We start from the raw sequence: 22,342 nt of genomic DNA on the forward strand, positions 1-22,342 counted from the left end.
AACGAGGTCGCCCGTGAAAACGGCAATCCGTTCCAAGGAAATGCTCACCCTCGCCGAGGTGTGCGCCGAGATAAAGATCTCACGCTCGACGTTCTACGAGTGGCGCGCCAAGGGCACCGCGCCGAAGTGCTACAAAATCAACAACGGTGAACTTCGTGTCAGTCGCGAAGACCTCGACGAGTGGTGGAGCGAGCGAAGGGACGCCGCCTGATATGGAGAACATCACCTACAACGTCCGTATCTACAAGATGGAGGTGTACAACGGCAAGAAGGTCACCACGTACACCGTTCGGTGGAAGGTTGGCCCCGAACAGTGGAAGGAACCTTTCCGTAAGCGCCCGCAGGCCATCAGCTTCGAGTCCGAGTTGCGCGCGGCTGCGAACAAGGGCGAGGCGTTCGACGTCACCACCGGACGGCCGGTTGCCTGGGGGCGTCCCGCCGCGGACATGTCGTGGTATGACTTCTGTGTGTCCTACGTGGACATGAAATGGAAGGGTGCTTCCGGCAAGCATCGTGCAAACACCGCGTGGGCACTCGTCACCGTCATGCCGGCGATGCTCGCCAGTGAGAAGGGAAAGCCCGCCGACAAGAAGATCCGGACGGCGCTCCGGCGGTGGGCGTTCAACACCAAGAACCGCGCGGACTGCCCGGATGATGCCGCCCAGGTCCTCAAGTGGCTTGCTCGCAACACGAAGCCTGTATCGGCACTGGCCGACCCCAAGGTGATGCGCGCCGTCCTCGACCGGGCGGCGACGTTGCTTGACGGGTCGCTCGCCGCTCCCTCGACCGTCCAACGCAACCGTGCGATTCTCCACAACGCGTGTGAGTACGCGGTGGAGTTGAACACGCTCGCGCGTAATCCCGTCAAGGCCATCAAGTGGAAGGCCCCGAAAGCCTCGCCCGAGGTCGACCGGCGCTCGGTCGTGAACCACGGTCAGGCCCGGCGCCTGCTGCAGGCCGTACGGGAACAGCAGCCGAGCGGCCCGCGCCTCGCAGCATTCTTCGCCGTGCTGTACTACGCCGGCCTGCGCCCGGAGGAGGCCGTTAACCTGCGTCGAGAGAACATCACCCTCCCGCGGCTGGTCTGGGACGACCAAACGGAGAGCTGGCAGGAACCGGCGGACGGCTGGGGAGAACTGCAGTTCTGTACCGCCTCGCCCGAGGTCGGCGCGGAGTGGACCGACGACGGCGCCCGCCGTGAGGTGCGCCGTCTCAAGGGTCGCGGCGAGGGGGAATGGCGACGCGTCCCCGTCGCGCCGCCGCTCACCCGGATTCTGCGGCGCCACTTGGAGACAATCGGCGCCGGCCCTGGCGGGCGCGTGTTCTGCGGTGTCCGCGGCGGAGAGCTGGCCACCGTCACCTACCGCCGCGTGTGGGACCGCGCGCGTCTCTCCGCGCTGTCTGACGCCGAGTACGCCTCGCCGCTCGCCAAGCGCCCGTACGACCTACGCCACGCGTGCGTGTCCACCTGGCTCAACGGTGGCGTACCGGCTACCCAGGTCGCCGAGTGGGCCGGCCACAGTGTCGAGGTGCTGCTACGCGTCTACGCGAAGTGCATCGAGGGTCAGGACGAAGCTGCGAAACGTCGCATTGAAGCTGCCCTTCGGGCGGAATAGGTTACGAAGAGGGTGCCCATACGTACATCGCATTGCGCGGATGGGCACCCTTTTGTTGTCGAGCTACTTTTGCTGTGCGTACTTCAACACCAACTTGCCAAGCTCCGCTGGTGTCCGCCACGGTGTACGATGATGAATCATTCGGTGACAGTTGGCGCAAAGTAGCGCGAGGTCTGCGAGCTTGGTCCGTGTCTCGCCAGATGCGTGCAGAGGTACTACATGGTGACACTCAATGTAGTCGGCGCCATCCGGTCCGTATGTCCGCTCAAAATCGAATCCGCACACCTCGCAAGCAACTTCCCCGTGCGTTTTTCGGGCCTGAGCGACCTTTTGGGAACGTAGCTTTCGGTTGCGCTCGCGTACGAGATGTCGGCGCAAGAGTAAACGCCCTTCGGGTACGCTCACTTCGTAGTCATCAAAATCTTCAACAGGTGAAAGGTTAAGCAGAGTTCCGGACTCGATTCCTGTGCGGATGAGCTTCGCAGCGGATTTCATTCGCTCGGGATCGTCAAGGAAGGCTTGCAAGACTTCTCCGGCGAGCCTGCCTCCTTTCTTGGGCTTTCCCTTGTAATTGCGATGACTGGTTGCGATGTCGGCCATCTTGTGGCCGACGCTGCTAGGACTGCGGAACGCTCGGCCACGCACGGCAGGCGAATGGAAAGGCAGGCGTTGTAAAAGCTCTGAGAGCTCCAGCACGCGAGGGTCAGGGGGGTTTGAATCTTTCCAGTTGTTATCGGCGACGACATCGCAGACAAGAACTATTTCGTCCCAAACCCAGTTTGGATTACTGGTTTTCTCAATCTCGTCCGAAGCCATGACGCCAAGCGTACGCTCGACGTACGACGCCTGAGGCGTAGTTGAGGATGCTGGAACCTCTCAGAGGGCGGGCGCTCCGACGAACGCCTTCCCATCCCAGTAGGTCAGCATGATGCCGAGCTCGTCGAGCAATCCCTTGAGATCGTCGTCAGGCTCACTCGGAAGAAGGATGCCGAGTGAGGGGTTTGGAGGTGTCACGTGGCGCCGGTAGTCAAGAAGTTGTCCGATGGCCATCCTGACGGCCTCCCGAGTGCTCGTCCCCTTGAGTTCGTAGAGGACGTGAGCTGTCTCGTCGTAGAGATCGGTCAGGAGCACAGACGCGCTGCCTTTGACCTGGATCTGGAATCTCTTCATCGGGCGTCCAAGACCGGCCATATACGTCTGGAACTGGTCGGATAGCCTCGCCTCGCGTCGCTCCGCCGTGGTCCTTGGAGCGGCAGAGCGTGTGCTCTTTGTCTTCTTGTTGGTCTCTGGCTCCACTATGGCGCTCGTGGTGACATCTGCCGGCACGGTGGTGGCTGTGGTGTCGTCGGATGGTGGGATGGTGTCCTCTGGCCGTCGGTCGTACAGCCCTGCCGGTCGCAGCCGGAAGACGATGACCCGGCGCATCACGCCTTGCTTGTTTGGCTTCTGTCGGACGGTGTAGGGCTGTTCGGCGTCGAGAGCAAAAACACCGATGTACCGCTGATACATCGTCGCTGTGCCGGGGACCGTCTTGCCGGTGGCTTTGAACACCCGTAGGGCGCGGCCGTCGTCCACGTGCTGGAGGATGGCGCGGTTGCCGGTGCCCTTGAGGCCAACGAAGGTTTGATCGTCCTCGCCATGACCTGTGTACTCGAAGACGGGGCCGCGTTCGTCGTCTTCGGGTAGCCACCCATCGAAGTAGCCGGATTGCTCACCGGCGGCCGGGTCGGAGTAGATGAGCACGTTGGGGCTCGTTGCAGATGGCACGACGCCACCTTGAGGGCCGCCGCCGAACACACGCTTCATCTCGGCGCGCGTGGTGATCCTGCCTAGCTCAACCGGCTCGTCCGTCATGGTGCGCACCCTAGAGGGCGGTACCGACAGGGGAGTTGCGCTTCGGCGCATATTCGGCACAGCCGGCCGCTGAGGGCCGGTGACGGTCGGACACGGCCGGACAGACGAGAGAAGCGCCCGGACCTGTTCTTGCAGGTCGGGCGCTTCTTTGTGGAGCTTGATCAGGTGGGCAGGGGCGGGGTCGAACCGCCGACCTTCCGCTTTTCAGGCGGACGCTCGTACCGACTGAGCTACCTGCCCAGGACGCGCGTCGGCGCGTCTGGCGGTCCTGACGGGATTTGAACCCGCGGCCTCCACCTTGACAGGGTGGCGAGCACTCCTAGCTGCTCCACAGGACCTTGCTTGCCTCGAGCTTAGCGGCTTCGGGGCGGTGACCTGACCGGCTGGGCTGCCGGTCTTTGGCGACGTCCGAGAGCATACGCGATGCCCGAGGACGGCGCCAACTCGTTAACGGGCGGCGAGTGAGGCGGGCGGGATGGGGGAGGACGGGGGGACACGGAGCGTCATGGGGTGTGTTTCGCATTCGGGGGTCCGGTTCCTAGTCTGGCCGGGCCGGAGCCGTCCCGGGAGGGGCGGCCGTCGACGTGAGAGGCTGGAAGGAACGCGTGGTCGCAAAGCTCCCAGACCAAGCGGACGGCTATCAGCGCGGGCTCGGGACCCGCCAGATTCAGATGCTGGCCATCGGCGGCACCATCGGCACGGGGTTGTTCCTCGGGGCCGGGGAGAACATCGCCAAGGCCGGCCCGAGCCTCGTGCTGACCTATGCCGTCGCGGGACTGATGCTGTTCTTCGTCATGAGGGCGCTCGGTGAGCTGCTCACCTACCGGCACGCGGAGGGGGGTTTCGCCGGGTACGCCCGTGAGTTCCTGGGCCCGTTCTGGGGCTACGCCACGACGTGGACGTACTGGATCATCTGGGTCACGACCGGGATGGCCGAGCTGACGGCCGCCGGGAAGTACGTCCAGAAGTGGTTCCCGGGGGTCGAGCAGTGGCAGACGGCGCTGGTGGCGCTGGTCGTGCTGTTCGTGGTCAACCTGATCTCCGTGAAGCTCTTCGGCGAGCTGGAGTTCTGGTTCGCGATGATCAAAGTCGCGGCGATCGTGATGATGATCCTTGTGGGGATCGGGGTGCTGGCCTTCGGGTTCAGCGACGCCGGGAGGTCGGCGAGCGTCGCGAACCTGTGGGACCACGGCGGGTTCTTCCCCGAGGGGATCAGGCCGACGCTGATGACGCTGCAGATGGTGATGTTCGCCTACCTGGGCGTCGAGCTGGTCGGGGTGACGGCGAGCGAGGCGAAGGACCCGGAGAAGAACATCCCGCGGGCGATCAACGCGCTGCCGGTGCGGTTCGCGCTGTTCTACCTGCTGTCGCTGCTGGTGATCATGGCGGTGGTGCCGTGGACGGCGTTCAAGGGCGGGGCGAGCCCGTTCGTGCTCGCGTTCGACAAGATCGGCATCCCGGGCGGCGCGGACATCGTCAACTTCGTGGTGCTGACGGCGGCGCTGTCGTCGTGCAACGCGGGCGGCCTGTACTCGACGTCGCGGATGCTGCGGACGGCCGGGGTCAACGGGGACGGCCCGCAGGCGCTGGCGAGGCTGAACGACAGGGGCGTGCCGGTGCTCACCGTCGTCATCTCGGCGCTCGTCATGGGCCTCGGCGTGGTGGTGAACGCGGTCGTGCCGGACAAGGCGTTCGAGTACATCACCTCGGTGTCGACGGGTGGCGCGATCCTGGTGTGGACCGTCATCCTGGTGGCGCACATGGCGTACCGGCGCAAGGCGGCTGCGGGTCTGCTGCCGAGGGCGCCCTACCGGATGCCGTGGGCGCCGTACACCAACTGGCTGGTGCTGGCCTTCTTCGCGTTCGTCACGGTGACGATCGCGTGGGAGGCGGACACGCGGATCGCGCTGTACGTGATGGCCGGGTGGCTCGTGCTCGTCCTCGCGGGCTGGCCGCTGGTGTGGCGGAGCTCGCAGCGGCGGGTGCCGGCGGACGTGTCGATCGCCGAGGAGAGCACCACCGCCTAGTGCGATGATTTCCGGTGGGACCCCGGGACGGAGGCGCAGGTGTCCAGGACGGTGGCGCGCGGACTTCTCCCCGGGGTGCCCCGGACGATGCTCGAGGTGCGGGTCCGGTGGGTCCTCGCGGTCGTGGTGGTGGTCGCGAACATCGTCGGCGGCCTGGTGGTGCTGCTGTTCGCGACGTTCGTGGTGCCGGACCCGCCGCTGCACGATCCGGAGCACGTGCACCTGGTGAACGCGATCGCGTTCTTCGGCTATCCGGTGGTGGCGGGGCCGGTCGCGCTGCTGGCGGGGCTGTGGCTGTGGCGTCCGGTGGTGAGCCTGGTGCGGGGCGGCGGGATGCCGGACCGGGCGCAGGGCCGCGCGGTCCTGCTGGGGCCGCTCCGGCTGACGTTCCTGGTCGGCGCGCTGTGGGGGGTCGGCGCGGCGGGCTGGGCGGCGCTGGACGTGGTGCTGTTCACGGCCAGGCTGGCGGTGAAGACGGGCCTGACGTGCCTGCTCGGCGCGGCGACGACCTGCACGATCGTGTACCTGCTGTCGGAGCGGCTGCTGCGTCCGGCGGCGGCGCTGGTGCTGGCGGCGGAGCGGCCGCGCAGGTTCCGGCTGCCGGGGGTGACGACGCGGGTGATGCTCGCGTGGGCGCTCGGGACGGCGATCCCGGTGTTCGGGCTGATCTGCGTGGCGGTGGCGGCGCTGGCGGCGCCGGACATCGACGTGACCCAGCTCGCGATCACGATCCTCGGCCTCGGCGGGGTGGCGATCGCCGTCGGCATGTACGTGACGTACATGGCGACGCGGGCGATCGCGGACCCGATCAAGTCCGTCCGGACGGGGATGGCGCAGGTGGAGCGGGGCGACCTCGGCGCCGAGGTGGCGGTGTACGACGCGAGCGAGGTCGGGCAGCTGCAGGCGGGCTTCAACCACATGGTGGCGGGGCTGCGGGAGAACGAGCGGCTGCGGGACCTGTTCGGCCGGCACGTCGGCGAGGAGGTCGCGGGGCTGGCGCTGGAGCGCGGCGACATCGAGCTGGGCGGCGAGACGCGCGAGGTGGCGGTGCTGTTCGTCGACCTGACGGGGTCGACGCGGCTGGCGGACACGCGCGGCCCGGACGAGGTGGTGGGGCTGCTGAACCGGTTTTTCGGCGTGGTGGTGGCGGTGGTGGCGCGGCACGGCGGGTGGATCAACAAGTTCGAGGGGGACGCGGCGCTGGCGATCTTCGGGGCGCCGACGGAGCTGGAGGACTCGGCGGGCGGGGCGCTCGGCGCGGCGCGGGAGCTGGCGGTGCGGCTGCGCGCGGAGGTGCCGACGCTGGACGCGGGGATCGGCGTGTCGGCGGGCCCGGTGGTGGCCGGCTACATCGGCGCCGAGCAGCGGTTCGAGTACACGGTGATCGGCGACCCGGTGAACGAGGCGGCGCGGCTGAGCGACCTGGCGAAGACGTCGCCGGAGCGGGTGCTGGCGTCCGGGACGGTGGTGGAGCTGGCGCACCTGGCGGAGTCGGACGAGTGGGAGTTCGGCCGGTCGGTGACGCTGCGGGGGCGGAGCCGCCCGACCCGGCTCGGCGCGCCGAGGCAGCCGATGCCGCCGAAGGCGCCGCTGGTGCCGGAACCGGCGCCGGCGCCGGACGCGGAGGGGCCAAGGCGCGTCCGGTTCCCGCGCCCGCTGCGCCCGTTCCGGCGCGGAGGGCGGGTGCTGCTCGGGGCGCTGGTGCTGGCGAAGGCGGCAAAGAGCGCGAAGCCGGGCGGGGTGGAGCCGCGAGAGGAACCTTCGCAAGGCGACGCGTGAGTCGATCTGGGGAAATGGACGTGTCCGGCTCGTATCACACGCTCCGGTTGCGTAATGTCACCGTGTGTACATGGTCTGCTACTGACTCGTAACCCGGGTGTCATCGGCCGGATCGATGGTCGAGGGCAGGCAACCCCCCGGCTCCCCGAGAGGTGACAATGTCCCGTCGGCATGGTCTCGCGTTCACGGTCGTCCTGACCGCGGCCGTGAGCACCGGTTCCACGACGGCGGCCGCCGCCGAACCGGCCCCCCTCCTCCCGCCGCGCGCCCCGGCGCCGCCCGTCCCCGTCGTCCCGGTCGTTCCGGTGGTCCAGCAGGCGGCGGCGCACAGGATCCTCGACGTCGGGCACCGCGGCGCGTCCGCGTACGCGCCGGAGAACACCATCGCGTCGTTCAAGCAGGCCAGGGCCCGGCACGCGGACATGTTCGAGCTCGACGTCCAGCAGACGAAGGACCACAAGCTGGTCATCATGCACGACTCCACGCTGGCGAGGACGACCGACGTGGAGCACGTCTACCCGAAGCTGAAGCCCTGGAAGGTCTCCCAGCTCACCCTCAGGCAGGTCAAGAAGCTGGACGCGGGGTCGTGGTACGCCAGGAAGTACAAGGGCGAGCGCGTCCCGACGCTGGACGAGGTGCTGAGCGCGATGCGCGGCACCGGCGCCGGCATGCTGCTGGAGCTGAAGAGCCCCGTGCTGTACCCGGGGATCGAGGGGCGGGTCGCCGCGGCGCTCAAGCGGCACCGGTCGTACTGGCTCGGGGCGAAGGGCGCGCCCGCGCAGAGCCGGCTGGTGGTGCAGTCGTTCGACTGGGCGTCGGTCAAGCGGTTCCACAAGGACCTGCCCGGCGTCCCGACGGCCCTGCTCGGCATGCCGAAGGCGAAGGACCTGAAGAAGGTCGCCGCCTACGCGGACCTCGTCAACCCGTCCTACGGCGAACTGACGAGGTCCTACGTCAAGCAGGTGCACGCCGCGCACCTCCGGCTGCTCACCTGGACGGTCAACAGCAAGACGACGATGGCCAAGGCGGTCGATCTCGGTGTGGACGGCGTCGTCACCAACAAGCCGGACGTCCTGCACACCGTCCTGAAGGCGAGCGCCTGAAGCCCGCGCAGGGAGCGAGTGAGGCGGGGCGGCTCTCAGGAGAGGGACGGGAGCACCGCCCGCGCGCGGGCGATCAGCGCCCGCGCCGCGGGGCCGCGCGGCCCCTCCGCCCGCCACGCCAGCGCGATCCGGCCGCGCAGCCGGGGCCGGACGATCGGCATCGACGCCAGTTCGTCCGCCCGGCTCGCGGTGGCGGACTCCGGCAGGACCGCCACGCCCAGCCCGTGCGCGGCGAGCTGGGCGAGGACGGGCGGCTCGCCGGCCTCGAACGCGATCCGCGGGCGCAGGCCGGCGGCCGCGCACGCCTCGTCCAGGACGGCGCGCAGCCCGGTGCCCTTCGGCAGGCTGACGAGGTCCTGCTCGGCGAGCGTCCGCAGCGTGATCGACGAGCGCCCGGCCAGCGGATGGTCGCGGGACATCGAGGCGAACAGGTCCTGCTCGATGACGGGCTGGACGGCGATCCCGGGCGGCGGTGCGGCGCCGAGGCTGAGGAACGCGAGGTCGATGCGCCCGGCGAGCAGCGCCTCGGCGAGCGACGCCGACTCGTCCTGGACGACGGTGATCTCCACGTTGGGGTGGTCGCGGTGGAACCCGGCGAGCAGGCCGGGCAGGTCGAGGGAGGCGATCCAGTCGATGGTGCCGATGGTGACGTGGCCGCGCAGCAGGCCGGTCAGCTCGTCCACCGACAGCTTCGCGCCCTCGACGGCGGCGAGCGCGGCCCGCGCGTAGGGCAGGACGGCGGCGCCGACCTCCGTCAGCCGGACGGTCCGCCCGGAGCGGTCGAGCAGCGGCTGCCCGAGCTCGCGTTCGAGCTGCCGGATCTGCGCGCTGACGCCGGGCTGCGCGACGTGCAGCCTCGCGGCCGCCTTGGTGAAGCTCGCCTCCTCGGTGACCGCCACGAAGTACTCCAGCTGGCGAAGCTCCATAACCGGGGATGCTAACAGCGAGACCATCCAGCTCTTGGACTTCTGGCCGACTCGGGACGCACGCTGGGGGCATGAGCCCAGAATCTCCCGCTTCGATGGAGGTGCCCGCCCCGGCAGTGTCCGCTCCGGAGGTGCCCGCGCCGGGGGTGCCGGTCGGCTCGGCGGACGCGTGGGGGACCCTCGCCGTCGCGGCCGTCGGGCTGTTCCTCGCCGTCGTGTCCACCACGGTCGTCAGCGTCGCGCTGCCGACGATCGGCCGCGACCTGCACGCCGGGCCCGCGGCGCTGCAGTGGGTCGTGGACGCCTACGTGCTGGTCTACGCGAGCCTCCTCGTCGCGGGCGGCACGCTCGGCGACCGCCTCGGCCGCAAGGGCCTGTTCATGGCCGGGACGGCGGTGTTCGGCGCGGGCTCCCTGGTCACCGGCCTGGCGCCGGCGACCGGGCCGCTCCTCGCCGGACGCGTCCTGCAGGGCCTCGGACCCGCGCTGCTGGTGCCGGGCAGCCTGACGCTGATCAGGACGGTGTTCGAGGACGGCCGGCGCCGCGCGATGGCGATCGGGCTGTGGTCCACCGCGTCGGGGCTCGCGCTGGCGGTCGGGCCGCCGCTCGGCGGGGTGATCGTCGCAGGGCTGGGCTGGCGGTGGGTGTTCCTGCTGAACGTGCCGCTGACCGCCGTGCTGGTCGCCGCCGCCGGACGGTTCGTCCCGCGCGTCCCCCGGCCGGACGTGGCGCGCGGGCCGTTCGACTGGCCGGGCGCGGCGCTGACCACGGCCGGCGTGGCGCTGCCCGCGTTCGCGGCGATCCAGGGGCAGGACGAGGGCTGGACGTCGGCGCCCGTCCTGCTCGCCTTCGCCGGCGGGGCGGCCGCGCTCGCCGGATTCGCCTGGTGGGAGCGGCGCGCCCGGCGGCCTCTGGTCGACGTGGCGCTGTTCCTGCGGCCCCGGTTCGCCGCCGCGAACCTGGTGGCGCTCGTGGTGTTCTTCGCGTTCGTCGGCGCGATCGTCTACTTCAGCGCGTTCTTCCAGCAGGTCCAGGGCCGCTCGCCGGTCGGCGCGGGGCTGGAGGTGTCGGCGATCGGCGTCGCCTACGCGGTGGCCGCGACGCTGTCGGGGCGGCTCGTCCACCGGGTGGGGGAGCGGGCGCCGCTGGTCGCCGGCCTGCTGGTCGGCGGCGCGGCGACGCTCGGCCTGCTGCGCCTCGCGCCGGGCACCGGGACGGGCGCCGTCTGGTGGGACTTCGCGCTGCTCGGCGCGGGGATCGGGCTGTGCGGGACGCCGATCACCACGATCGCGATGTCGGCGGTGGACGCGTCGCGGGCCGGGATGGCGTCCGCGGTGACGAACGCGCTGCGGCAGGTGGGGCAGGTGTTCGGCGTCGCGGTGTTCGGCGCCCTGGTCTACGCGGGACTGCCCGGCGGCGGCGCGCCGGGCCGGCTGGACGCGGAGGAGGCGGCGGCGTTCGTCCGGGGGCTGCACCACGCGCTGTGGACGTCGGCGGTGGCGCTGCTGGCGGTGGCGGCCGTGGCGGCGCCGCTGTGCGCCCGCGACCGGCCCGCCGCTGATCGTTCCGCCGGCGGTCGGCCCGCCGGCGATCAGTCCGCCGCTGATCGTTCCGCCGGTGGTCGGCGCGGCCGCGGACGGGCTCGCCGAGCCAGGTGAAAACAGCATCCTCGCAGGTCAGCGGCTGGTCATGGGCAACCATTTCTTTGGCCTCTCTTGGACGCCGGGCGCCCGGCGCGAGGACTGAATCCGGTCCAGCGGGTGATTACCTCACCTGCGGGAGGTCGGGTGTACGGACGGCGCACATGGTCCATACGGGTGCGGATGACCGTGATTGCCGCGACGGTCGCCGCCCTGATCTGCGCTGTGCTCATCACTCTGATCATCGTCGGGGTGCGCGGCCGCGCCACCGAGTACAAGCGCAACCAGGCCCTCTCCGCGGCGATGAGGGTCGCCGAGGAGTTCCGCCGGCGGCCGGTGCGCGGCGAGGTCGGCGCGCCGCACGGCATCACCGTCCAGGTGCTGGACGCCCGGGACACCGTGATCGCCGGGACACCGGGCGCGGTGTCCGGGCCGCCGATGGCCACGTTCCGGCCGGGCGCCGAGACCGGCTTCAAGGACGCCCAGATGCTCTGCCCGCCGGCCGGCCTGCGCGGCTGCCACTGGGTGATCGACTTCTCCGTCCGGCTGCCGTCCGGGGAGTGGCAGGTCTACGCCGCCGCGCCGAACGTGCCCTGGTTCGTCAGCGGCGGGCTGATCACCTTCGTGATCAGCGTGGGCCTGCTGCTGGTCCTGCTGGTCGCGCTGCGGACGTGGCGGACCGTCGACCGCACCCTCGCGCCCGTCGACGAGATCCGCCGCGAGCTGACCGAGATCACCGCGAGCAAGTCGGGCCGCCGGGTCACCGTGCCGGAGAACCAGGACGAGATCCGGCGGCTCGCCGAGGCCGTCAACGCGACCCTCGACCGGTTGGACGCCGCGCTCGCCAGGCAGCGCGGGTTCACCTCCGACGCCTCGCACGACCTGCGCAGCCCGATCGCCGCCGCGCGCACACAGCTGGAGGAGGCGCTGCTGTACGCCGACGACACGGACTGGCCGCGCACCGCCCGGACCGTCCTGCAGACCCTGGACCGGCTGCAGGCCATCGTCACCGACCTGCTGCAGCTCGCCCGGCTGGACGCGGGCGCCTGGCAGGAGACGGAGACGATCGACCTCGCCGCCATGGTCACCATCGAGCTGGCCCGCTCGGACCGCAGCAAGCGGATCGTCCCGCACCTCCAGGAGGGCGTGCAGCTGCGCGGCGACCGGCTGCGGCTGGTCCGGCTGTTCACGAACCTGCTGGACAACGCCGAGCGGCACGCCGAGTCGCAGGTCGACATCACCGTCCGCGACCAGGACGGCGTCGCCGTCCTGGAGGTGCTGGACGACGGCGCCGGCATCGCCGAGGAGGAGCGCGAGGTCGTCTTCCAGCGGTTCGCGCGGCTCAAGGCTGGGAAGGCCCGCGACGCCAACGGCACCGGCCTCGGCCTCCCGATCGCCCGCGAGATCGCCAAGGCGCACGGCGGCACGCTGAAGGTCGAGGACAGCGACCGCGGCGCCCGGTTCGTCCTGCGCATCCCGCGCGAGTCCTGATCAGCCCCGCGAGCCCCGATCAGCCCTGCGAGACCTGATCGGCCGCGCGGTTCCTGATCGGTCGCGCGGTTCCCGGTCAGTCGCGGGAGCCGCCCTGCGGGACCCGGATCCAGCCCTTCAGCCGCGACTCCTTCACCCGGCACGTGAACGGCGCGTACTGCGCGGCGTCGTGGCCGGGCACGTGCGCGAGCACCGTCTCGTACACGAACGCGGACGCGACGAAGGCGAGGTCGGCGCGGGTCTCGGCGAGGCGCTGCCGCAGCGGGCGGGCGTCCAGCAGCCGGGCCGCATGGATCACCGACGAGCCGGACACGCCCTGCGGGTCGGCGGTCACCGGGCCGACGTGCAGCGCCACCCGCAGCTGGATGCGGACGCCCTGCTGCGCGGTCCGGTTGTGGCGGCGCAGCGACGCGGCGAGCCGGGCGACGACCGGCTCGACGGCGGCGGCCGGGGTCTCGGGCGGGACGATGATCAGGGCGCCGTCGCCGCGGTCCTCGCGGTGGCACTCGTCCCAGGGGACGTCCGAGTCGGCAACCGCCTCCCACAGCAGCTCGTACATGATCCGGCGCACCTCGAGCCGGTCCATGTCGGTGCGGTACGGCGCGCTGAAGGACGCTACGTCGACGAACATGATGGAGCACATGTGGCCCGTCCACAGCCGGCGCGCTGGAGGCTCCTTCAGGGCGGTGGCCTGCGCGCCTCCAGGGACGGGCATGGGCTGCGTGGGCTGCGCGTAGGAAGGGACCACGCGCAGCGAGGGCTCCGGCGCGCGCGCGGCATACTCCCCGTACGCGCCATACCCGCCGTGCCCCCTGTGCGCGGCGTACGGAGACAGGACGCCGTCGTCGTACGGGGTGATCGCGGCGTAGGCGCTCGTCCCGGTGTACGGGTCGAGTGCCGTCGCGGTGGCGCGGGCCTGCTCCTGCGCCGGGAACACGCGCTCGGTGAGCCGGTCGTACACCTCCTTCTCCACCAGGGCCACCACCCGCGTGTGCGCGGTCAGGTAGGCGGCGAACTCCTGCGTGGTCATCCGCAGGGCGCGGACGGTGTCGACCGCGACGACGGTCGCCGACCGGCGCCGCAGCAGCAGCGCGGCGCGCTCGCCGATGATGTCGCCGGGGCCGCGGAACGCGACGATCCGCTCGCAGCCGTCCCTCTCGACGCAGATCCGCACCGCGCCGGAGCGGATCACGAGGAGGTGGTCGGCGGCGTCGCCCTCGCGCCACAGCACCTCGCCGATCGGGTACTCGGCGTCGTGCGCGGCCGCGAGGAACGCGGCCTGCTCCAGCGGCGCGAGCGAGGCCCAGAACCCCTGCCGGGGGGCCGGGGCTCCGCCGGCCGCGGCGCGGAGGGCGGAGCCGGCCGTGGAGAAGGCGGACCCGGCCGTGGAGAAGGCGGCGTCGGGGTCGTGCACGTGCGTGCGCTCGTCCATCACCACCCCCGCCTCGGGACGGCCCGGCCGGCGGCGGCCGGGCGCGGGCTCCAGGACGGAAGGGACGGGACGGGGCGGGAAGAGTGCCGGTGAATGGGGAGGAAGACAAAGGTCGGGGGACGGTTCTGCATTTCTGACATGTCGATGAACCCCATGCCTCGAATCGCGTCTCCGGGCACGCGGTGCCATTGCGTCCTCCGTGCCGGGGGCGGCGGTGGGGGACGGGCCGATGCCGAAGTCGCGTTCACCTATGGCCCATGCCGCGTGATCGCGGTTAGACTGGGGGCGTCCGCAGAGCACGTTTCACCAGGTCAGTACGGTGTTCCCGCATCTGCGCAGGAGGGCCCGCAGACCAGGTGCGAGGTGCCCGGCGGTGCCGAGGAGTCGCCTCCCGCCTTTCGGCCGATCGTCTTGGCTCGCAACCGGTGATCGTCCGAAGGCGGAGGCGACTCTTTCTGTTCTTATGGAATTACCGAAAAAGCGCCGTTCCGTGGATCGCCTCCCCGTGCTCCCCGTCCGGCGGCGCTGCTCGAGCCGCCGGGTCGTGCGGTCACGTTCTCGCTCCCGTCCACCGGGCGGCCGCGGTGGCCCCCGCCGCGTGTTCACCCTGTGTCAGGATCGTGTCTGTTATGAGGTAGCGAGCCGCCCTCTTGCGGGAAGGTTGCTGCTATTCTGCTACCTAGCACATTACAACATAGTCTACCGACATACAGCACGCCGAAACCTGCTGATCGTCCGAAGATTCCGGGTCACCACGGACCTCGGGCCTTGACAGCGCCGCTCGACCGGTGAGTCAGGTGTCGAAGTGTTGGCATGCGTCCTGACATCTTGCTCTCTGCCAGGTAGCATGCGGTGAGGTGGCGACAACTACGCAGAGTGAGCCGTCATATGACCAGTGATCAGGGGCCCATCGTCCAGAGCGCGCTGCTGCGCACCGAGCTCGTCCGCCTCCGCAAGGAGAAGGGGCTGACGCAGGAGCAGGTGGTCCGGCAGCTCGAATGGTCCCCGTCCAAGCTCATCCGTGTCGAGGGCGGCAAGAACGCCATCACCCGGACCGACCTCCAGGCCCTCCTCAACGTCTACGAGGTGACCTCGGAGGGGCGCCAGGAGCGGCTGCAGGCGCTGGCGCGCGGCGCCCGCGAGCCGGCCTGGTGGAACGCCTACCGCGGCGAGTTCGACCCGAACTTCCTCAACTACGTGGGGTACGCCGCCGGCGCCGCCTACATCCGGCACTTCCACGGCTCGGTGATCCCCGGGCTCCTGCAGACCCGCGAGTACGCCGAGGTCCTCGCGACCGCCAAGGTGTCCCCGCAGGCGCGGGCGATGGGCGTGAAGCTGCGCATGCAGCGCAAGGAGGAGCTGGCCAAGCGCGAGCACCCGCCGCGCCAGCTCTACATCATCGACGAGGCGGTCATCCGGCGCCATGTCGGCATCAAGGCCGACCCCGGGATCATGCCCGCCCAGCTGCGCGCCATCGCCGACCAGGCCGAGTCCGACGACCTGCTGACCGTCCGGATCATCCCGTTCAGCGCGGGGGCGCACCTCGGCCTCGAGGGGCCGTTCACCCTGCTGGAGTTCGACGGCGACCTCGACGACGTGCTGTTCCTCGAGGGCCGGTCCGGCAGCAGCGCGATGATCACCGGCGAGGACGACCGGATCACCGAGTACCGCGACACCTTCGAGCTGCTGCTGGACGACGCGCTCTCCGCCGAGGAGTCCATCGCGCTGCTTCGCCGGACCGCCGAAGACCTGATGGCCTGACCGCCCCTTTCCCGGGGAGCGAATCGACCGCGACGGGAGGTGACGCCCTTCCGGCCCCACTCCTGGCCGAGTGGCCTGCATAGCACGCAGCGTGATCTTGTGTTCCCTTGTAGGCGGGATAACTGGAACCGTTTACACTCGTGATCGGGAAAATTTCCACAAGGTCGTGGTTCGCTGTGCCCTGCTTGGCTTCTCACCGGCGGGTGCCCCCGGCCCGATCGGTCGCGAGGCGGCACCGCCGGCACCGAATGGAGGGTTGCTGGATGGTCAATCGGTCGGCTCCGGGGGCCGCGCTGAACTGGCGCAAGGGCAGCAGAAGCGGCGACAAGAACGAGTGCGTGGAGGTCGCGGCGGCGGGCCCGGCGGTGCTGATCCGCGACTCCCGCGACCTCGCCGCCGGCACGCTCGCGCTCGACGCCGCGCAGTGGCGGACGCTCCTGCGTTCCGTCCGGAACGGCGATCTGGACGGCCGCTGAGTCACGGGACTCATTCCGACCGCTCCGCAACAATTGTCGCCCGCCACAATCGCGGACACCGTTTACGGGCGGATTCCGACAACGCCGCGAAACGGCTCCGGGGACCGGCCGCCGGAACGGCCGGGACCGTCCCGGGGCCGTGCCCGAGCCGTCCCGGAGCCGTCCCGGAGCCGTCCCGGGACCGTGCCCGAGCCGTCCGGGAGCGTGCCGGAGCCGTCCGGCGGGCGACCCTGAGGCGTCCCTGACCGCACCCTGAACCGTCCCTGGTCACCCTGCCGCGCGCCGGGAGCGCGGCCTAACGTGATCTTGCGGTCCCCGGCCGCCGGGCGCTCCCCGGCCGCCCCGGACGATTCCTCCGCCGGTCCGGCGGACCCCTCGACGTCCCTCCCGGAAGGACATCCATGCAGCGCAAGCACAGGCGGCTCGCCATGGGCGCGGCAGCGGCGGCGGGCCTCGTGCTCGCCGGCGCGGCCGTCCCGCTGCCGCCTCGGTCGGCGGACGCGGCGCCAGCGGCGAACACGGCACCCGCGGTCGCCGCGACGACGCCGGCGGGCGCCCGTACCGCCATCGACTGGAAGGCGTGCGGCGACGACGGCGAGGCGCAGTGCGCGACCCTGCGGCTCCCCGTCGACTGGGCGCATCCCGGCGGCCCGACGTTCGGCCTCGCCATCGCGCGCCGCAAGGCCCTCGACCCGTCCGCCCGCATCGGCACGCTGGTCTTCGGCCCCGGCGGGCCGGGCGACTCCGGCGTCCAGCGGATCACGACCGGCATGAGCCGGTTCAGCGAGCGGCTCCGGCAGCGCTTCGACATCGTCAGCTTCGACCCGCGCGGCATCGGCGCCAGCAACCCTGTGACGTGCTCGGCCGCGCTCCTCGCCGAACGTCCCGACCCGAACATCACGAGCAGCAAGGAGTTCGACGCGACCCTCGCCTACAACAAGCGGCTCAGGGACGACTGCCGCGAGCGCACCGGCCCGCTGTACGACCACGCCGACACGATGAGCACCGTCCGTGACGTGGACGCCATCCGTGCCGCGCTGGGCGAGAGCAAGCTCAGCTTCCATGGCAGCTCCTACGGGACGCTTCTGGGCGCGGAATACGCCGAGACGTATCCGGGCCGTGTGCGCGCGCTGGTGCTGGAGAGCGTCATCGACCACGACGTCCGGTCCGCCCAGTCGTTCCTCGGGGCCGAGATGGGTGCCGCGCAGGACTCGTTCGACCAGTTCGCCGCATGGTGCGACCGGACGGCGAGCTGCGCCCTGCACGGCCGCGACGTCCGGGCCGTCCTGCGCGACCTGCGGGACCGCGCCGCGCGTGGGGTGCTCGCCGACCCGCAGACCCCGGGCCGCGCGCTGACCGAGTTCGAGCTGCTCGTCGTGACGTACAAGCAGTTCTACGGCCCCGACTGGGCGAAGCTGGCCTCGCTGCTGTCCGCGCTGGAGGCGAGCAAGCCCGTCCAGCCCGCTCCGGCGAAGGCAGCCGAGGGCACCGGGACCGACAACTTCACCGCGCAGTTCTGCTCCGACTGGAACCTTCCGGTCCGCGACTACCGCGAGTTCGCGCGGCTCTCCCGGCGCAGCCAGCGGATCGCGCCCGACATGCACGGCACCCGCCCCGTCATGGCCCTCACGGCGTGCCTCGGCTGGCCGAAGCCCGTCGCGAACCCGCAGCACCGGCTCACGGTGCGGACGGCGGCGCCGATCATGATGCTGAACGCGGTCCACGACCCCGCCACCCCGTACACGTGGGCGCGGAGCGTCGCGCGCCAGATCGGCCCCAAGGCGACACTGCTCACCTACGCGGGTTCCGGCCACGGCGTCTACAACAGCGGCCCGTGCACGCGCGACGCGATCGACGGCTACCTGATCTCGCTGAAGGCGCCCGCCCGCGGCACGGTGTGCCCGGCGGTGCCTCAGTAGAGGAACGGCAGCACGACGCCCTCGGCGCCGGTGAGGTCGCGGCCGTCCGACCGGCCCATGAGCCACGCGAGCAGGGACGGCGCGGGCCCGGACACCACGGTCTCGCCGTCGCCGTGGGCGGCGCCGGTGTCGGTGGCGCGGACGCGCAGGCGCGGCGCCTCGTCGCGGCGGGCGTACGACGCGACGATGTTCGGGAGCATCCGGGCGACGTAGTCCGCGGGCCAGTCGGCCGGACCGAATCCGGCGTCGAGGTCGACGTGGTGGGTGAGCACCTCGGTGAGCCGCGCGTCGGTGGCCCGCGCGACGGGGTGCCGCGCGCCCGACGTCCACTCGACGACCCGCTCCCACGCGCCGTCCGGCATCGCCTCGTACGCCTCGGCCCACCGCTCGGCGCTGTCGCGGACGTCCGCGACGAGGACGGCGGCGGGCCGCCCGGCGCCGTCCTCGATCTCGGCGGCGCGCGCCTCGGCGCTCGGGTACTCGCGCGCCTCGACGCCGGTCCGCGCCCAGGTCAGCAGGCGGGTGCCGCCGTCGGCGTTGCGCGCGACGTGGGTGAGCACGTGGCCGCGCGTCCAGCCGGGCAGCAGCGACGGCGCGCGCATGTCCGCCTCGCCGAGCCGGGCGGCGGACGCGAGCAGCGCGCGGGTCGCCGCGGTGATCGCTTCGGGCGGTTCGACGCGGGTCATGCAGGGTCCTCTCGGCGGGCGGGGGTTCACCAGGGGAGCGGGCGGCCGTCCCGGAAGAAGCCGCCGGTCGGGCCGCCGTCGGGCAGCGTCGCGGCCCAGACCACGCTCGCCGCGCCGTCGGCGACGGGACGCCCGCCGGGACCGCCCATGTCGGTCGCCACCCAGCCGGGGCAGACCGCGTTCACGAGGATCCCGTCGGCCCGCAGTTCGGCCGCGAACATCCTGGTCAGAGCGTTGAGAGCGACCTTGGAGGCGGTGTAGGCGGGAGTGCCGGACCCCATCGCGGCGAGCGACGCGGCCTCGCTGGACACGTTGACGATCCGCCCGTGCGCGCTGCGCCGCAGCGCCGGCAGCAGCGCCTGCGTCAGCCGCCACGGCCCGTACAGGTTGGTCTCCGCCGCGTCCCGGACGACGTCCAGGTCCGCGGTCGACGGCCGCTGCCAGGTGTCGTAGGTGATCGCGGCGTTGTTCACCAGCACGTCCAGCCGCCCGACCTCGGCCGCGACGCGCTCGACGTCCGCGGCGGACGTCACGTCCAGCCGGACCGGCGTCGCGCCCGCCTCCTTCGCGGCGCGCGCGGCGGCGTCGGGGGAGCGCGCCCCGAGCAGCACCTCGTGCCCGCGTGCGGCGAGCTGCCGGCACACCTCCAGGCCGATGCCCCGGTTCCCACCGGTGACCAGCGAGACCGTCACGTCCATCGCCTCCCCCGAACGGATACCTGAATGATCACGTGCCGGGGGCGGGCGCGTCCACCCGGGCCGGGTCTCAGCGGACGCCGCGGGGGCGGAACTGGACGCTGATCCGGGGGCCGACCGCGCGGGTGCTCTTCGGGATCGCGTGGTCCCAGGTCCGCTGGCAGCTTCCGCCCATCACGATCAGGTCGCCGTGCCCCAGCTCCCGCCTGATCGCGGGGCCGCCGCCGCGCGGCCGCAGCATCAGCGGGCGCGGCGCGCCGACCGACAGGATCGCGACCATCGTGTCCGCGCTCGCGCCGCGCCCGATCCGGTCGCCGTGCCAGGCGACGCTGTCGCGGCCGTCCCGGTAGAGGCAGAGCCCGGCGGTACGGAACGGCTCGCCCAGCTCCGCCGCGTAGTGCGCGTTCAGCGCGGCCTTCGCCGCGTCGAGGACCGGGTCGGGCAGCGCGGCGTCCTCGTCGTAGAACGACAGCAGGCGCGGGACGTCCACGACCCGGTCGTACATCCGCCTGCTCTCCGCCCGCCACGGGACCGACGCGTGCAGCCGCTCGAACAGCGCGTCCGCGCCCGGGATCCAGGCGGGCAGCACGTCGATCCAGGCGCCGTGGGCCAGCCGCGTCCGCCGTGCCTCGCTCAGCGGGCGGGGGCCGGTCTCGTCGGCGCGGTCCAGCAGCGAACCTTGGAACATGCGTCCCACTGTACCCAGCGGGTCAAACACATGTTCGATCAGCTGTGGTACATCGCGTCGCAGAAGGTCATCCCCGCGCTCGGGTCCTTCTTCTGCACCGGCTTCCCGTCGACCAGGACCTCGCAGCCGAGCACCCCCGTCGGCGACCCCATCGCGCCGCTGATCGACAGCGCCGCCGTGGGCTGGCTCCCGGTGTCCGGCATCGGGAACTCCTTGTGCCACGGCAGCTTCACGTTCTTCAGCGTCACCGACTTGCTGTTCACCGGGTCGCTGTAGACGATCTGGAGCGCGGCCCCGCCGGACCCCCACACCACGTACTTGACCTGGTGCACGATGCCTGTGTCGGTCTTCCCCACGTCCGGGATCCGCTGCAGCACCAGCGCCGCCAGCGCGGCCAGCATCCCCTTCGGGTCCTTGTCCGGATGCTGCGGGACCTCGGAGAGGACGATCCCGACGATCAGACCGCCGCGCCGGGCCTCCACCTCGTACTCGGACGGGCTACCGCCCAGCGTGGAGTAGTCGAACCAGCTCTCGTCCGCACCCTGCACCACGTTGGAGGCCAGCACCGACTGCTTGCCCTTCAGCCGGTCCTTGTGGCGGTCCAGCCCCTGCTTGAAGGCGATCTTCGCGCCCTGGGCGCTCTTCTGGAGGCCGAGCGTCAGCTGGTCGCCCAGCATGTACGTGCAGTAGACGGAGTTGGAGTCGTCCTGCGCGGGCCCCGCGTCCTCCTGCGGCATGCGCTGGTGGCCGTACCTGGCGTAGTCGCCGTCCGTCAGCAGCCCGCACATCTTCGCGGTCAGCCGCCCGTTCTCCGGCTGCGGCCACCCCCCGGCCGGCGCGGTCGCCTCCGCCGCCGGCTTCGCCGGAGCCTTCCCCGGAGCCGGCGCCTTGTCCTTGCCGTCCCCGCCGCCGCACCCCGACAGCGCGAGCGCGAGCGCCCCGCCCGCGGCGACCGTCCTGATTGCACACCCACGTTTCACGCCGCAGACCCTAGGGAGCGCCGATTACACCCGGCTTACAGCCGGTCGCGGAACCGAGGGGAGTGTCAGACCCGCTGCGTAGCCTGCACGGGTGACGGAGGGACTGCCGCGCCCGGTCAGGGCGCTGATCGGCGTGCGCGTGATCAACCAGCTCGGCGCGTACGTCATGTCGTTCCTGGCCGTGCTCGCCGGGCCCGGCCTCGCCTCGGCGGCGCTGGCCGTGTTCGGCGTCGCGGCGCTCGCGTCCCGGTGGGCCGGCGGGGTGCTCCTCGACCGGCTCGCGCCCCGCGCGGTCGTCGTGCTCGGCCTCGCGTCGACCGGCGCCGCGCTGCTCGTCCTCGCCGCCGCGCACGGACCGGCGCGGACCCTCGGCGCGGTCGCGCTCGTCGGCCTCGCCTTCGAGCTGTGCGAGCCCGCCACCCAGGAGGCGCTCGCGCGCGCCGCCCCGCCCGGCCGGCACGGCGACGTCTACGGGCTCCTCGGCACGTCCCTCGTCGCGGCGGGGGCCGCCGGCGGCCTGCTCGCGGCCGTCCTGCTGCCGCTCGGCGCCCGCTGGCTCGCGGTCGTGGACGCGGCGACCTGCTTCGCGGCGGCCGCCGTCGCGCTGGCGTTCCTGCCGCGCGAACCCGTCCGGCCGCCGGTCCGGGACGCGGCGTGGCGGCCGCCCGCGCGGCTCGTCCGGCTGACCGTCGCGGGGACCGCCTTCGCCGTCGGCTACCTCGCCGTCGTCATGTACATGCCCCTGGTGCTGCTCCAGCGCGGTGCGCCCGCGTGGCTGCCGGGCCTCGCGCTGACCGGCGCCGCCGTCCTCGCCCCGCTGACCGGCCGCCTCGGCCGCCGCGCCCTGGCCCGCCTGCCCCACGAGCGCGTCCTCGCTCTCGGCACCGGGCTCCTGGCCGCCGCCGCCCTGGTGCTGGCCGTCGGACGGGCCGTCCCGCTCACCGTCGCCGTGTACCTCGCCTGGGCGGTCGCCGACAGCGTGCTCCAAGGCCGGTGGCAGGCATTGATCGCCTCGATCGCGCCGGAGCCCGAACGGCCCCGCTGGTTCGCGTTCTTCGGCTCGTCCTGGGGCGTCGCGCAACCCGCCGTCCCCGGCCTCGCGGCCCTGGCCGGCGGCGCGATGCCGGTCGCGGCCGCCGCGTTCCTCCTCGTCCCGCCGATCCTGCGGGGGACGCCCGGCCGGAAGGCCGGCAGCGGCGACCCGGTCGTGCCGGCGCCCGGCGAACGACCGGTGTCCGAGGCCGTCGCCGGCCCGTCCTGAGGCCGTCC

At 71.7% G+C, this 22,342-nt stretch carries 19 protein-coding genes and 2 tRNA genes; 11 read left to right on the forward strand and 10 right to left on the reverse strand.

Annotated features, from left to right (window positions below; genetic code table 11):
- Positions 1–13 precede the first annotated feature (13 nt).
- Entirely contained in the window at positions 14–211 is a 198-nt protein-coding gene (locus J4557_RS15535; RefSeq protein ID WP_307799833.1) for a helix-turn-helix transcriptional regulator, read from the forward strand.
- Between the two features lies 1 nt (position 212).
- On the forward strand, positions 213–1,616 hold the full coding sequence (locus tag J4557_RS15540; protein ID WP_208267240.1) for a tyrosine-type recombinase/integrase: 1,404 nt from the start codon (positions 213–215) through the stop codon (positions 1,614–1,616).
- Positions 1,617–1,679: 63 nt separating this feature from the next.
- On the opposite strand, the gene J4557_RS15545 is transcribed toward J4557_RS15540, so the two are convergent.
- The 4 genes from J4557_RS15545 to J4557_RS15560 all read right to left on the reverse strand — a co-directional run bounded on the left by J4557_RS15545 (position 1,680) and on the right by J4557_RS15560 (position 3,808).
- A complete protein-coding gene (locus tag J4557_RS15545; RefSeq protein ID WP_208267241.1) occupies positions 1,680–2,432 on the reverse strand; it encodes an HNH endonuclease in 753 nt (250 codons plus the stop codon).
- A 60-nt stretch (positions 2,433–2,492) separates the two neighbouring features.
- A complete protein-coding gene (locus J4557_RS15550) occupies positions 2,493–3,470 on the reverse strand; it encodes an SRA domain-containing endonuclease (RefSeq protein ID WP_208267242.1) in 978 nt (325 codons plus the stop codon).
- Between the two features lie 166 nt (positions 3,471–3,636).
- Positions 3,637–3,710, reverse strand: a tRNA-Phe gene (locus tag J4557_RS15555).
- Positions 3,711–3,730: 20 nt separating this feature from the next.
- Positions 3,731–3,808 (reverse strand) — tRNA-Asp (locus tag J4557_RS15560).
- 267 nt (positions 3,809–4,075) lie between these two features.
- Here J4557_RS15560 and J4557_RS15565 point away from each other — a divergent pair.
- From J4557_RS15565 to J4557_RS15575, 3 genes are all read left to right on the forward strand, one after another.
- On the forward strand, positions 4,076–5,497 hold the full coding sequence (locus J4557_RS15565) for an amino acid permease (RefSeq protein WP_208267243.1): 1,422 nt from the start codon (positions 4,076–4,078) through the stop codon (positions 5,495–5,497).
- A gap of 39 nt (positions 5,498–5,536) precedes the next feature.
- Positions 5,537–7,276: an adenylate/guanylate cyclase domain-containing protein gene (locus J4557_RS15570; RefSeq protein WP_307799835.1), complete on the forward strand. Its 1,740-nt coding sequence runs from the start codon at positions 5,537–5,539 to the stop codon at positions 7,274–7,276.
- A 158-nt stretch (positions 7,277–7,434) separates the two neighbouring features.
- Entirely contained in the window at positions 7,435–8,379 is a 945-nt protein-coding gene (locus J4557_RS15575) for a glycerophosphodiester phosphodiesterase (protein WP_208267244.1), read from the forward strand.
- Between the two features lie 35 nt (positions 8,380–8,414).
- Here the strand turns inward: J4557_RS15575 and J4557_RS15580 are convergent, their stop codons facing one another.
- Entirely contained in the window at positions 8,415–9,305 is an 891-nt protein-coding gene (locus J4557_RS15580) for a LysR family transcriptional regulator (RefSeq protein WP_208267245.1), read from the reverse strand.
- Positions 9,306–9,376: 71 nt separating this feature from the next.
- Here J4557_RS15580 and J4557_RS15585 point away from each other — a divergent pair, with 71 nt between their 5' ends.
- Together J4557_RS15585 and J4557_RS15590 are read left to right on the forward strand one after the other, a co-directional pair.
- Positions 9,377–10,963: an MFS transporter gene (locus J4557_RS15585; RefSeq protein WP_208267246.1), complete on the forward strand. Its 1,587-nt coding sequence runs from the start codon at positions 9,377–9,379 to the stop codon at positions 10,961–10,963.
- Between the two features lie 165 nt (positions 10,964–11,128).
- Entirely contained in the window at positions 11,129–12,436 is a 1,308-nt protein-coding gene (locus J4557_RS15590; protein ID WP_208267247.1) for a sensor histidine kinase, read from the forward strand.
- Positions 12,437–12,512: 76 nt separating this feature from the next.
- Here the strand turns inward: J4557_RS15590 and J4557_RS15595 are convergent, their stop codons facing one another.
- On the reverse strand, positions 12,513–13,868 hold the full coding sequence (locus tag J4557_RS15595) for a cyclic nucleotide-binding domain-containing protein (RefSeq protein WP_208267248.1): 1,356 nt from the start codon (positions 13,866–13,868) through the stop codon (positions 12,513–12,515).
- An 888-nt stretch (positions 13,869–14,756) separates the two neighbouring features.
- On the opposite strand from J4557_RS15595, the gene J4557_RS15600 reads away from it, so the two are divergent.
- The 3 genes from J4557_RS15600 (at position 14,757) to J4557_RS15610 (ending at position 18,024) form a co-directional block, all read left to right on the forward strand.
- Entirely contained in the window at positions 14,757–15,629 is an 873-nt protein-coding gene (locus J4557_RS15600; RefSeq protein ID WP_208267249.1) for a helix-turn-helix domain-containing protein, read from the forward strand.
- A gap of 263 nt (positions 15,630–15,892) precedes the next feature.
- Positions 15,893–16,105, forward strand: a complete 213-nt coding sequence (locus J4557_RS15605) for a DUF397 domain-containing protein (RefSeq protein WP_208267250.1) — start codon at positions 15,893–15,895, stop codon at positions 16,103–16,105.
- Positions 16,106–16,506: 401 nt separating this feature from the next.
- Positions 16,507–18,024, forward strand: a complete 1,518-nt coding sequence (locus tag J4557_RS15610) for an alpha/beta hydrolase (RefSeq protein ID WP_208267251.1) — start codon at positions 16,507–16,509, stop codon at positions 18,022–18,024.
- Here the strand turns inward: J4557_RS15610 and J4557_RS15615 are convergent.
- The 4 genes from J4557_RS15615 to J4557_RS51660 form a co-directional block, all read right to left on the reverse strand.
- Complete coding sequence (locus J4557_RS15615) at positions 18,018–18,710, reverse strand: maleylpyruvate isomerase family mycothiol-dependent enzyme (RefSeq protein ID WP_208267252.1); 693 nt, start codon at positions 18,708–18,710, stop codon at positions 18,018–18,020. The genes J4557_RS15610 and J4557_RS15615 overlap by 7 nt on opposite strands.
- 26 nt (positions 18,711–18,736) lie before the next feature.
- The gene (locus tag J4557_RS15620) at positions 18,737–19,408 is read right to left on the reverse strand and encodes an SDR family NAD(P)-dependent oxidoreductase (protein WP_208267253.1); all 672 of its coding nucleotides are present in this window, start codon (positions 19,406–19,408) and stop codon (positions 18,737–18,739) included.
- Positions 19,409–19,475: 67 nt separating this feature from the next.
- Entirely contained in the window at positions 19,476–20,093 is a 618-nt protein-coding gene (locus J4557_RS15625; protein WP_208267254.1) for an alpha-ketoglutarate-dependent dioxygenase AlkB, read from the reverse strand.
- A 38-nt stretch (positions 20,094–20,131) separates the two neighbouring features.
- A complete protein-coding gene (locus J4557_RS51660) occupies positions 20,132–21,073 on the reverse strand; it encodes an MmpS family transport accessory protein (RefSeq protein ID WP_208267255.1) in 942 nt (313 codons plus the stop codon).
- Positions 21,074–21,164: 91 nt separating this feature from the next.
- Here J4557_RS51660 and J4557_RS15635 point away from each other — a divergent pair, with 91 nt between their 5' ends.
- Positions 21,165–22,334, forward strand: coding sequence for an MFS transporter (locus J4557_RS15635; RefSeq protein WP_208267256.1), 1,170 nt, complete (start codon positions 21,165–21,167; stop codon positions 22,332–22,334).
- The last annotated feature ends 8 nt before the right edge of the window (positions 22,335–22,342 follow it).

This window comes from Actinomadura nitritigenes (genome assembly GCF_017573545.1).
Taxonomy (GTDB): domain Bacteria; phylum Actinomycetota; class Actinomycetes; order Streptosporangiales; family Streptosporangiaceae; genus Spirillospora; species Spirillospora nitritigenes.